Genomic DNA, 12,993 nt, shown 5'->3' with positions numbered 1-12,993 from the left:
CCTCACTCAGATGGGTAACTAAAGGCAAAGACTTCACCTTGTCATTTCGAACGCAGAGAGAAATCTCTAAGTCAAAGTGGTTAGATTTCTCCTCCTAGTTCCTCGTCGTCGAAATGACAAAGACAGGCTTATTTAAGTAGCTGTCCTTTTGCTGGTGGATGGCTTCATATTCAAATTTCTTTGAGAAAAGTTGTCCTCACTCAGATGGGTAACTAAAGGCAAAGACTTCACCTTGTCATTTCGAACGCAGAGAGAAATCTCTAAGTCAAAGTGGTTAGATTTCTCCTCCTCGTTCCTCGTCGTCGAAATGACAAGGACAGGCTTATTTGAGTAGCTGTCCTTTTGCTGGTGGATGGCTTATTGAATAATTTTTGGAAATTGAGGTACCCACTCAAAACATTCTCACCCCAAACCCTGTTTTTATATCGCGTGCGATATAAATTCAACTCCTATGCAAAAATTATTTGAAACAGCCGCCTATGCGGTTGGCGGAAGAAACGGAAAGGTAAAATCCATAGATGGCGTACTGGATCTAGAAATACGGTTGCCCAAAGTATTTGGAGGAGTGGGCGGTGCTTACACCAATCCCGAACAACTGTTTGCTGCAGGATATGCAGCCTGCTTTGACAATGCCCTGAATTACCTCGCCAAGAGCCAAAGATTGGCCATTTCCTCCAAAGTAACTGCCCATGTGGCCTTGATACAGGGAACGCCTACAGCTTGGGACCTGGATGTGACTTTAGATGTGGAGATCAACGGCTTGGAAGAAGCTGAAGCCAAGAAATTGCTTGATCTAGCCCATGAAAGTTGTCCTTACTCAAGGGCCATTAAAGGAAATGTGGATGTTAAAATCAACTTGATCTGATTATGGGAACGACCTTTTATGATTTCAAAGCCAAGAACCTTCAGGGCAAAGAGATATCCATGGAGGAGTTCAAAGGAAAAACCATCCTTGTGGTCAATACGGCCAGCCAATGTGGATTGACTCCCCAATATGAGGGCCTGGAAAAGCTTTACGAAAAATACAAAGACAAAGGGCTGGTGATTTTGGGTTTTCCTTGCAATCAGTTTGGTAATCAGGAACCCGGAGATGAAAAATCCATTTCGGAAGGTTGTGTCCTCAACTATGGCGTGACCTTTCCCATGTTTGCCAAGGTGGATGTAAATGGAGGGACTGCCCATCCCATTTTCAAATACCTGAAAGGTAAGTTGGGAGGTATTTTGGGTTCAAGGATCAAATGGAACTTTACCAAGTTTTTGATCGATGACAAAGGAAGGCCAATCAAGCGTTTCTCCCCGATTACCAAGCCTGAAGCCATTGATGCTTATTTAAGTAAAAAATTAGGCTAAGGGAATGCTTTTTATACATCCCATCTTTCAAAACCATGGATCAGCTCAAGCTTGAAAACCAGATTTGTTTTCCCTTTTATGCCATCTCCAGGTTGATCACCCGGGCGTATCAACCTTATCTGGAAAAATTGGGGATTACCTATCCCCAGTATCTTGTCCTGCTGGTGCTTTGGGAAAAAGATGGATTGGCTGTTCAGGATATTTCCGAAAAGCTCATCCTGAATACCAATACGCTTACGCCATTGTTGAAAAGAATGGAAACCATGGGCCTGATCAAAAGAGAAAAGGCGAAGGATGATGAAAGAAAAGTGATGATCCACCTGACCCTGGAAGGGAAAGCATTACAAGCTGTGGCGGCAACAGTCCCATTAAAACTGCTGGAAAATATGGGAGATATGGCTGTTGATTTGGGTGAATTGGTTGGTATGAGGGATAAAATTCAAGAGTGGATAGGATGTATGGGGAATAAATGAAATACAAGAAACAGTTCTTTGCAATATTCATTTTCTAACTGGGTCTGATATTTATGGATATTGGATATTGTTAGATATTGGAGCCATGTAAAATGGTACGCTAGCTCCTTCCAGACAAAGTTTATTTTAAAGTTTTAATCAAATATCTTTACCTCCAAACCACACAAAATCTATGAATCCTCTGGGTCAATCCCTCACACTTCCCTGCGGCGCGGTCATCAAAAACAGAATTTTCAAATCAGCCATGAGTGAGGGCTTGGGGGAGAAAGGAGGTTCCCCCAAACCTGCCCTCTCCAGACTTTACCGGATCTGGGCGGAAGGAGGGATAGGTTTATCAGTCACCGGCAATGTCATGGTCGATGGCAGGGCCCTTGGGGAACCTGGTAACGTGGTCATTGAGGATGAGCGCAACCTTGAAGCCTTGCGAACTTGGGCAGCAGCCGCCAAGATCAATGGTGCTCATTGTTGGGTGCAATTGAATCATCCCGGAAAGCAGGCACCCAAAGGGCTGAACAAAGAAAATGTGTCACCATCTGCCATTCCCTTTCGCAAGGACATGCAGGCTTTCTTTGATACACCAAGGGAACTGGAAGAAGCCGAAATTTGGGATATTGTACAACGGTTTGGAAGGGCAGCTGGAATTGTTAAAAAAGCGGGCTTTTCAGGTGTACAGATTCATGGGGCACATGGCTATTTGGTCAGTCAGTTTTTATCTCCCAAGCACAACCAAAGATCAGATGATTGGGGTGGGAATCCCGAAAAACGTAGGAAATTTGTCGCCGAGGTTTACAAAGCCATTAGGAAAGCTGTAGGAAAGGATTTTCCAGTGGGAATCAAACTGAACTCTGCTGACTTCCAAAGGGGTGGCTTTACAGAAGAAGAATCCCTAGAGACCATACAGTTGTTGACGGAATTGGGGATTGACCTGATTGAAATTTCGGGAGGAACCTATGAAGCCCCGGCCATGGTGGGCAGTAAGGCCAATAAGAGCACCTTGGAAAGAGAGGCCTACTTCATGGATTTTGCGGTCAAGGTACGCAAAGCAGTCGATGTTCCTTTGGTCCTGACCGGAGGTTTTAAAAGCTATCAGGGGATGAAAGCGGCTATTGAATCTAGGGATGTGGATATGGTGGGTCTGGCCCGCTTATTGGCCATTGAGCCGGATTCGGCACATCAACTATTGGAGGGTAAAGACCCCCTGCATAAGATAGAAAAAGTCAAGACCGGTTTTGCTCCTATTGACCGGATGAGTGTGATGGAGACAGTTTGGTACAGGGAACAATTGGAGCGGATCGGGGAAGGTAAGGGCCCTAAGCCCAATTTATCTGCTTTTTGGGTATTTTTGAAGTATGTGTTCAGGTTTGTGTTTAAAAGGAAAGGGGTTTGGAAGGAGAGGGCTAGTTAGAGTCACTTGTCAAAAAAAATCATACAAAATGTGCTAACTCGGATATTTATAGATATTGAGATATGGATTGATATTAATTGTCCCGGATTCCTAATTGATCATGAATCTTTTTTTGGAGGCGTTGGGCGATCACATGCTTGGGGTCTAGGCTTAGGGTTTTGTCGATGAGCATGGCAGCTACCTCATATTCAGACTTTTCAAATGCAATATACCCATAAATAAAAGGAATGATGGGTAAATCGGGATTGTCGAGGCGTTTTTCCAGTTGAAGGGTAGTTTTGAGGGCTTGTTCAAATTCCTTGGTTTCTGACAATAATTGGGCTTGGTAACTCATAAGAAAAGGTATCAATTCCAGTCCTTCTTTTTGGTGTTTTTCCAAACTGTCCAAGCCTCCTTGAGCGCCGTAAATTCCATGGATCACTTCAATGTATTCTGCATGTACGTACCGTTCATGAGGATAATGCTTGAGGAATTCCGAAAAATGCTGCTCTGAGATCCCGTAAAAACTTTGGACTTTTTCGGGTGTAATCGGAATGCCTCTGTCCTTGGCATCGATAATTTCCAAACTGGTGAGATACACCTCCAACAAAGCTTTTTCCCAGCCCTTCAATTTTTCTTTTTGTTGTTGGAGCTTGGTGAAAATGGCAGCCCTTTCTTCCGGATCATGACTGATCCTGCCCACTTGGCTCCAGCCCAAAAGGAATTCCGGATCTTTGGCTACCGCCGATCTGAATGCATCTTCCGCTTTTTGCCATTCCCCATTGTCCAGAATGTATTCCCAGCCTTTTTCATAATACCTCAAAGCTCCCACATTGCTGGTGCCATAACCGAAACTTTTTTCCTGACTATAGCTGAACTGGATTAGGAAGGTTAATATGAAAAAACTGAATAATCTCTTTGTCATTTCTGGTAAATTTAAACCGAATTCTAAAATTTTTGAAAGCATTAGCATAAGCTTAGTTTAGTTATGGATCTTTATATAGGTATTTATATTTTTTACCACCTAGCGACAAAGAAAACATGGTTTGACGCGCTTTAAAGCAGTTGAGTTTAGTCAAGAGCATTCGCTTGTGCTATTTGTCCTATGATTCTATGTGGAAAATTGAAATTGTTTTCAGTAGATGTTGGAGTTAGTTTTTTAACCACATAGTAACATAGCTAACATAGTTTTTCCATCTCGGATATCGTTTTTGGTTTTGGGCCGGCCTGGTTTTGATGACCGTATTTTATGCTGGGTCCTTGCTATGTGTTCTATGTTTCAATGTGGCAAAATTAATGGCGTTTCGGTGGAATTTTGGGTAAATTTTTGGACCACATAGTAACATAGCTAACATAGTTTGTCTATCGCTGATGTGGTTTTAGGTTTTGTACCGGCCTGGTTTTGATGACCGTATTTTATGCTGGGTTCTTGCATTGAGTTCTATGTTTCTATGTGGCAAAATTAATGGCTTTCCGGTGGAATTTTGGGTAAATTTTTGGACCATATAGTAACATAGCTTGTCTATCGCTGATGTGGTTTTAGGTTTTGGATCGGCCTGGTTTTGATGACCGTATTTGATGTTGGGTTCTTGTTATGTGTTCTATGTTTCTATGTGGCAAAATTAATGGCTTTCCAGTGGAATTTTGGGTAAATTTTAGGACCACATAGTAACATAGCTAACATAGTTTTTCCATCTCGGATATCGTTTTTGGTTTTGTATCGGTCTGGTTTTGATGACCGTATTTGATGTTGGGTTCTTGCTATGTGTTCTATGTTTCTATGTGGCAAAATTAATGGCGTTTCGGTGGAATTTGGGTAAATTTTAGGACCACATAGTAACATAGCTAACATAGTTTTTCCATCTCGGATATCGTTTTTGGTTTTGGGCCGGCCTGGTTTTGATGACCGGATTTGATGCTGGGTTCTTGCAATGTGTTCTATGTTTCAATGTGGCAAAATTAATGGCTTTCCGGTGGAATTTTGGGTAAATTTTTGGACCACATAGTAACATAGCTAACATAGTTTGTCTATCGCTGATGTGGTTTTAGGTTTTGTACCGGCCTGGTTTTATTGACCGTATTTGATGCTGGGTTCTTGCAATGAGTTCTATGTTTCTATGTGGCAAAATTAATGGCGTTCCGGTGGAATTTTGGGTAAATTTTTGGACCATATAGTAACATAGCTAACATAGTTTTCACCTTCGCTTACCTCGACTTAAATTATGGACCGGCCTGGTTTTGATGACCGTATTTGATGCTGGGTTCTTGCTAAGTGTTCTATGTTTCTATGTGGCAAAATTAATGGCGTTTCGGTGGAATTTGGGTAAATTTTAGGACCACATAGTAACATAGCTAACATAGTTTTTCCATCTCGGATATCGTTTTTGGTTTTGGGCCGGCCTGGTTTTGATGACCGGATTTGATGCTGGGTTCTTGCAATGTGTTCTATGTTTCAATGTGGCAAAATTAATGGCTTTCCGGTGGAATTTTGGGTAAATTTTTGGACCACATAGTAACATAGCTAACATAGTTTTTCCATCTCGGATATCGTTTTTGGTTTTGGGCCGGCCTGGTTTTATTGACCGTATTTGATGCTGGGTTCTTGCTATGTGTTCTATGTTTCTATGTGGCAAAATTAATGGCTTTCCGGTGGAATTTTGGGTAAATTTTTGGACCATATAGTAATATAGCTAACATAGTTTTTCCATCTCTGATATCGTTTTTGGTTTTGGACCGGCCTGGTTTTGATGACCGTATTTGATGCTGGGTTCTTGCTATGTGTTCTATGTTTCTATGTGGCAAAATTAATGGCGTTCCGGTGGAATTTTGGGTAAATTTTTGGACCACATAGTAACATAGCTAACATAGTTTGTCTATCGCTGATGTGGTTTTAGGTTTTGGACCGGCCTGGTTTTGATGACCGTATTTTATGCTGGGTCCTTGCTATGTGTTCTATGTTTCAATGTGGCAAAATTAATGGCGTTTCGGTGGAATTTTGGGTAAATTTTTGGACCACATAGTAACATAGCTAACATAGTTTGTCTATCGCTGATGTGGTTTTAGGTTTTGTACCGGCCTGGTTTTGATGACCGTATTTGATGTTGGGTTCTTGCTATGTGTTCTATGTTTCTATGTGGTTTAAATTAATTTGAAAATTAAGCGAGCTCCAATTGACGGGCCTGATCTTCCAGCCTTTTATTCATCACAAAAAACCAAAGCGGAGGTGCCAAGGCCATCAGCATGCTGCCGGGATATCCGGTAGGCAATTGCGGACTTTCCTCCATGTGCCGGAGAATTTGGTATTTTCTGGAGGCCAAATAGTGGTGATCTGAGTGTCTGGTCAGTTCAAAAAGCACAATCCTGCCCATTTCATGGTCAGAATTCCAGGAATGCTTGGGGAGCACCCGTTCAGGCCTTCCGCTGGGCAGCATTTTCCTTCTTAAACCATAGTGCTCGATGTAATTGATGGTTTCCAATAGCAGCACCCCGATCAAGGCAATGGCCAAGGCATAAGGAAGCATAGTCCAACCAAAAAGTATCACCACTGCCGATAAGTACATGGTCTGGTACACAGAGAAGCGGATCATTTCATTTTCCCAGGAAAAAAGAGAAAGCCCTTTTTTGCGCAGGCGATCATTTTCCAATTGCCAGGCGCTGATGTATTGTCCAATAATAGAACGGAAGAAAAAGGCATAAACCCATTCATTTTTTCTGGCGGTGGCTGGGTCCTTATCTGTAGAGACATGTTTGTGGTGACCCCTGTTGTGTTCGATGAAAAAGTGTTGGTAAAGCACGGTCAGTAAACCGGCCTTTGCCAAAAACTGCTCCCATTTATTGGCCCGATGTCCCAATTCGTGGGCCACGTTGATACCCAGTGCGCCTAAGACTACACCTATACTGAAAGTCAGTCCCAACCATTCGTAAGTGGCCAAACCACCGGTTTGTATGGTTTTAAAATAGAAATAAACCAATACAAAGCAGGTAGGTGCACATATGTACAGGAGCATATCGAAAAAGCGGTTAGATAACCTGCTTTTTTCTTCACTTTCGGAGTAGTTGGCCGTGGATGCTGGAAAGATAGCATCGAGTAAAGGGAATATCCCGAAAGCCAAAATCACCGTGGCCCAGGACCACCATCCCTGCCATAGCAGGGCCAGTACTGCAGAGAGCGGTATGGTGTAGGCAAGTAGGTATTTGAGGTCTTTCATTTTGGGTTATTCATCAAATGATCAACGTATTGAAAACTTCAACACAATATACAAAAAACCATTTAGCCGATTAATTAAACGGATAAGTTGGGCCAAAAATTCAGATATTTTTTGTTGTCTCCAAAACCAATAACGATCATTTAAGGATTTATGTGAGGGTATCTGAAAAATGATTTTTTTAAACCGCAAAAGAAACAAAAGGAAACAAAAGTCAATATACCTTTAAACGGCAGACTACCATTCTTTTGTGACTATTGTGTCCTTTTGTGGTTAATTTTTGGCTTATTTTAAATTTAGGATCAGTCTGTATTTCCCTAGGTTTAAAACTAATCCTAGACTTTATAAAAGTAAGGTTAAGTGGCTAACTTAAGGTGAGCAAAAAAAGTTAAAGATAAAAATCGTAATACATTGACAACAGAATCGTCTAAGTAGGGAGGGGAGGAATGAATTTCGTCCGGGCCGGCGTTGGCCTTGCGGGGAGAAGGATTCGAAATTCTTGATTTTTTTGGTTACTTTTTTTATCAAGAAAAAAAGTGACAAGAAGAAAATGTTAAAAATCTACTCAGTCAGGTTAAATCATAATTTATGGTTTGAACTCAATTACGGGTAAGTTAGATGGAAATATCCATTATAATTCTTGTCTAAAGTCGCACAAGTTATAACGAGTCTATCTGTCGCAGCGGACATAATCAATCGTTTCACTGCCTTTAACTCACTCACCATCCCGTAAATCCGGTAAGCTTCATTCGCTAAATGTTTGATTTTTTTGTGTTTTGTACTCTCCCTATATTCACCTGGATAGGCTAAAAACGAACTTTTTTATGAATAATCCGGATTTAATCCTTTCAATTTTTATTACGGTAAAATTTCTTAAGCACCTCGATTTTAGCTGGTTCCTGGGCAATGGACTCCGCAGAAAACATCATGATTCCTAAAGCGGGGCTTTTGGAACCCTCCATTAACACCTGATGGAATTCCTCCGGGCTGACCGTTCCGGGACTGTTATGGGCCTGTACTATGGGCCAGATAAGGGCGGAAGGGAATTGGTTCAAGTCTGTTTGGACGGGCAGGTCTGATGTTTCTTTCAAGGAAAGGGTCCAAGTCTGAAGACTTGAACCACCGACAACAAAATCCCCCAACCAACTCACATATTCCCCCACCCAGGATGATGGCCTTTTCTTCATGCTGTGAAAAAGCATAGGAGATAGCACATCCGCCCTTTGCGCAAAAGCCATAGGGTCAATGCCTAAGGTTTTGTACAAAGCCGAATCATAATCAGCGGGGTACCAAGAACAATAAAAAACACCCAACTTGGCCTGAGGCTGTTCTGCTTTGACAATCTTGCCCATATCTTCCACCCAACCATTTAAAATATCCACCCGCCATTTTCTCCAGGCATTGTCTTCATGGCTAAGGATCCAATCTGCTTTTTCAGTAATATTTTCACCTGGAATTTCCTTGTTGATTTCCTCTCCAAAAATAGCAGTACAGCGATCGCAGAAACAGGTTTCGGGTAAGATCGGGTCCTTGGTTTCAAACTGTGCGTGCCAATGCACATAATCCAGGAAAATACCGTCAACGGCATACTCTTTCAAAATCTCCCGAAGCTGTAGGGAACGGAATTCCCTGAAACCGGGATGGGTGGGGCATACCCCCATAAACCAGTCTGCCGGAGGAGAAGGTTGGCCTTTTTCATCAATGGGCCAGGCATCGGGATGTGCTTCGACATAGCCCTTGCCATTGAGTGTGGGGAATTCCACGTACACCGCTACGCCCTGTTCTTTGGCAGTAGTATAAAAACTGGGGTTGAGTGAAATGCTTCTGACAAAAACCGCATTGACCCCAAGAGAATCAAACCGGTAACCCTTATCCAGTAAGGCGGCTGGATGGCCATATACACCTTTGATAAAGGTTTTTTCAGGTTCATTTTCAGCTTTTTTGGAACAGGAATTAAAAAGGAAGGCAGCTAGTATCAACAGATAGATTCTCATAGTCTTTATGGCAGAGGTGAACATTAAGATAAGACTGTTTTTTCAAAAGCCTGTGCAAAATCATTTGTTATTTATCCGATTAATTAAACGGATAAGTTAAGAGGAAAACTCAGGAATTATTTTGCCCATTTTTATATTTAGCTAAAGTTTAAGTTTGATCTATAATTTTTTATAAGATGAGTGTTAAGATATTTCCTTCTGCCATTACCCAGCAAACTGTCGAGGTATATGATTCCCGGATAAGTGTCAGGTCCAAGGTGATATATCTGATTTTGTTGGGGATGCTAATTGCTGCTGTCGCTGCTTTGCCATTGATCTACGTGGATGTTGCAGTTCAGTCTAGGGGCACTTTTCAATCAGCGCTTCAGCGCAACTCCCTGATGAGTTCTGTTGGAGGGCGCTTAGAAAAATGGAGCCTTGCTGAAAACCAAAAGGTCAAAAAAGGGGATGTTTTAGCCATTGTAAGGGCTGAAGTGGTTCAATTGGAGATAAATGGAGTAGCCGAAAGATTGACGCTTTTGGATGATTTTATTTCCGATTTAGGGAGCTTACTCAATTTGAATTTAGAAGGTCAATTGATTTCTTTATTACCCCTCAAATCCAAATATTATCAGTCATCACTTTTAGAGTTTCAGACCAAAATCCACAATCAGGCCGCTTTGCTGGAAAAGTTGGAACGGGATTTTGATCGGGCTCAATTGCTTTTAGACAGCAAATCCATTGCGTTTGCTGACTATGATAACACCGAGGTCCAGTACAAGCAAGCAATCACTCAGATGGAATTGCTCAAAAAGCAGCAGGTCAACCAATGGGAACAGGAGCTGATCAACCACCAAAACGAGAAAATACGCCTGAAAAATCAGATGGATGTTTACTCCGAACAGATGGACCAATATAAAATCATCGCCGGGACCAATGGTACTTTGATCAATGTTCTCAACTTAAATGTGGGGGATTTTATCCATCCACAGCAGAAGTTGGCTGAACTCTCACCGGATACTACCGTGATAGCTGTCACCTACATTTCGCCAGTGGATATTGCTTTTTTGGAAATTGGGCAGGAAGTGGTTTTTCAAGTGGATGCCTATAACTACAATCAATGGGGAGTGGCCATGGGTAAAGTCATAGACATTGCGGATGACCTCACTTTGATAAACGAAAGGGAGGCAGGTTTTTTGGTCACTTGCGCTTTAGATACTCCTTTTTTGACTTTGTCCAGCGGACAGGAAGGGCATATAAAAAAGGGGATGACTTTCAATGCACGCTTTGTAGTCGCAAGAAGGTCCCTATTCCAGTTGCTTTATGATAAAGTGGACAACTGGCTCAATCCTCAGGTTCAACAACCATCTTAATTTTTATCATCATGGGTATTAAAATCAAACAAAGGGACATTACCGATTGTGGGGCAGCATGCCTGGCCTCGGTGGCTGCACATTACAAATTAGAAATGCCTGTGGCCAAAATCAGGCAAATGGCCTCTACAGATCAAAAAGGAACGAATATTCTGGGGCTTATCGAAGCGGCTACAAAAATGGGTTTTTCTGCAAAAGGGGTCAGGGGGGAGTTTGACGCATTAAAAGAGGTGCCCATGCCGGTAATCGCCCATGTCATTGTGAAGAAGGTACTGCACCACTTTGTGGTACTGTATAAAGTCACAGACAAAGTGGTAGCATACATGGATCCGGGAGATGGGCAAATCCATAAAGTCAGTCCTGATGCATTCAAAGAAATGTGGACGGGTGTATTGGTGCTGTTGATGCCGAATGATGAGTTTAAGGCCATTAACCAAAAAGTGAGTACCTGGAGTAGGTTTTGGTACTTGGTCCGCCCTCACCGAGGCGTCATGTTTCAGTCTTTGATTGGTGCAGTTATCTACACCATTTTGGGTTTATCCACTTCTATTTATGTGCAAAAAATCATCGACCATGTATTTATAGGCAGGAATGTGAACCTCCTTAACCTGCTTTCGGTGGCCATGATCGTTTTGCTGATTTTACAGATTATCATTGGGGTTTTTAAAACCTTGTTTATTATTAAGGTTGGCCAGCGGATCGATGCACGTTTGATTTTGGGCTATTACAAGCACCTACTTACTTTACCCCAGCGCTTCTTTGATACCATGAGGGTGGGTGAAATTATTTCAAGGATCAATGATGCCGTAAAAATCAGGGCATTTATCAATGATGTGTCCATAGGGTTCTTGGTGAATATTTTCATAGTGCTTTTCTCATTTGCTTTGATGTTTACTTTTTATTGGAAACTGGCTCTGGTAATGCTATTGGTAGTCCCTTTATATGCATTGATCTATTGGATCACCAATCGCCTGAATAAAAAGATTGAAAGGAAGTTGATGGAAGAATCTGCCGAATTGGAATCCCAATTGGTGGAATCCATTACCGCAGCAGGTACCATCAAGCGCTTTGGTGCAGAGGATCACGCCAATATCAAAACCGAAATCAGGTTCGTGTCCTTGTTGAGGACAGTTTATCAGTCTGGCATGAATAATATATTTTCAGGAACTTCCTCCGAAACAGTCTCCAGGTTGTTCACTATCATCCTTTTGTGGGTAGGTGCGGGCTACGTATTAAAAAATGAAATCACACCAGGAGAACTGATGTCATTTTATGCTTTAACAGGTTACCTCACGGGGCCGGTTTCCAGCTTGATAGGGATGAACAAAACCATTCAGAATGCCTTGATTGCTGCAGACAGGTTATTTGAGATTATGGATTTGGAAGTGGAAAGTGCGGACGAAACATTTCCTCTGAAGAAGGAGGCTGTGGGTGATGTACAATTCAAAAATGTAAGCTTTCGATATGGTTCCAGGGCAAATGTCTTTGATAACCTGAGTTTGGTTTTCCCAAAAGGGAAGATATCTGGCGTAGTGGGAGAAAGCGGTTCGGGAAAAAGCACCTTGGTCTCTTTGCTTCAAAACTTATATCCCTTGCAGTCTGGGAACATTTACATTGGAGAGCATGATATCAAGTTTATCAACAATGCCAGTTTGAGGCAAATCGTATCGGTAGTTCCCCAGCGCATAGATCTTTTTGCGGGGAATGTATTGGAGAATATTGCTTTGGGGGATTACCAACCGGATATGCAGAAGATTGTAAGTATCTGCAACAAATTGGGCATGATGGGTTTTATTGAAAGCCTTCCCAATGGTTTTGGGACCTACTTGGGAGAAAATGGGGCCTCTCTCTCCGGTGGCCAAAAACAGCGGATAGCCATAGCTAGGGCACTTTACCGTGATCCGGAAATCCTGATTTTGGATGAGGCCACGGCTTCTTTGGATCCTGACTCGGAGCATTTTGTGCAGCAGACCATCAGGATATTGGCGAGCGAAGGAAAAACGATCATTTTTATTACACACAGGTTAGCGGCTGTACAGGATTTTGACAGACTCTATGTTTTGGATAAAGGTAAGCTGATCGAGGAAGGTACCCATGCGGAGTTATTGATGCAGGAAGGAAAATATTTTGAGATGATCAGGAAGCAGTTGGTGGTGCTTTGAAATTGTACCAAGTACCAATTATAAAGTACAATGTACCAAGTACGATGTACCATGTATTTCAGTACAAAGAATG

9 protein-coding genes are annotated in these 12,993 nt (G+C 42.1%); 6 read left to right on the top strand and 3 right to left on the bottom strand.

What is annotated here, in order from left to right; genetic code table 11:
• The first annotated feature begins 451 nt into the window (after positions 1-451).
• The 4 genes from CLV48_RS09410 (at position 452) to CLV48_RS09395 (ending at position 3,228) form a co-directional block, all read left to right on the top strand.
• A complete protein-coding gene (locus tag CLV48_RS09410; RefSeq protein ID WP_106567021.1) occupies positions 452-865 on the top strand; it encodes an organic hydroperoxide resistance protein in 414 nt (137 codons plus the stop codon).
• A 2-nt stretch (positions 866-867) separates the two neighbouring features.
• The gene (locus tag CLV48_RS09405) at positions 868-1,350 is read left to right on the top strand and encodes a glutathione peroxidase (RefSeq protein WP_106567020.1); all 483 of its coding nucleotides are present in this window, start codon (positions 868-870) and stop codon (positions 1,348-1,350) included.
• 35 nt (positions 1,351-1,385) lie between these two features.
• A complete protein-coding gene (locus tag CLV48_RS09400; protein ID WP_106567019.1) occupies positions 1,386-1,823 on the top strand; it encodes a MarR family winged helix-turn-helix transcriptional regulator in 438 nt (145 codons plus the stop codon).
• 172 nt (positions 1,824-1,995) lie between these two features.
• Positions 1,996-3,228, top strand: a complete 1,233-nt coding sequence (locus CLV48_RS09395; RefSeq protein WP_106567018.1) for an NADH:flavin oxidoreductase/NADH oxidase family protein — start codon at positions 1,996-1,998, stop codon at positions 3,226-3,228.
• A 73-nt stretch (positions 3,229-3,301) separates the two neighbouring features.
• Here the strand turns inward: CLV48_RS09395 and CLV48_RS09390 are convergent, their stop codons facing one another.
• The 3 genes from CLV48_RS09390 to CLV48_RS09375 form a co-directional block, all read right to left on the bottom strand.
• On the bottom strand, positions 3,302-4,132 hold the full coding sequence (locus tag CLV48_RS09390) for a tetratricopeptide repeat protein (RefSeq protein ID WP_106567166.1): 831 nt from the start codon (positions 4,130-4,132) through the stop codon (positions 3,302-3,304).
• 2,230 nt (positions 4,133-6,362) lie between these two features.
• Positions 6,363-7,415 (bottom strand): alkane 1-monooxygenase, encoded by a 1,053-nt coding sequence (locus CLV48_RS09380; RefSeq protein ID WP_106567016.1) that lies wholly within the window; start codon positions 7,413-7,415, stop codon positions 6,363-6,365.
• A gap of 845 nt (positions 7,416-8,260) precedes the next feature.
• The gene (locus CLV48_RS09375) at positions 8,261-9,406 is read right to left on the bottom strand and encodes an alpha-amylase family protein (RefSeq protein ID WP_211299923.1); all 1,146 of its coding nucleotides are present in this window, start codon (positions 9,404-9,406) and stop codon (positions 8,261-8,263) included.
• A 176-nt stretch (positions 9,407-9,582) separates the two neighbouring features.
• Between CLV48_RS09375 and CLV48_RS09370 the strand changes: the two genes are divergently transcribed.
• Together CLV48_RS09370 and CLV48_RS09365 are read left to right on the top strand one after the other, a co-directional pair.
• Positions 9,583-10,758 carry an HlyD family secretion protein gene (locus CLV48_RS09370; protein ID WP_106567014.1) on the top strand — a complete coding sequence of 392 codons (1,176 nt, stop codon included), beginning with the start codon at positions 9,583-9,585 and terminating at the stop codon, positions 10,756-10,758.
• An 11-nt stretch (positions 10,759-10,769) separates the two neighbouring features.
• Positions 10,770-12,920: a peptidase domain-containing ABC transporter gene (locus CLV48_RS09365; protein ID WP_106567013.1), complete on the top strand. Its 2,151-nt coding sequence runs from the start codon at positions 10,770-10,772 to the stop codon at positions 12,918-12,920.
• Positions 12,921-12,993: the final 73 nt, after the last annotated feature.

Source organism: Cecembia rubra (genome assembly GCF_003014575.1).
Classification (GTDB): Bacteria; Bacteroidota; Bacteroidia; order Cytophagales; family Cyclobacteriaceae; genus Cecembia_A; species Cecembia_A rubra.
This window is presented reverse-complemented; position numbering and strand designations above follow the sequence as displayed.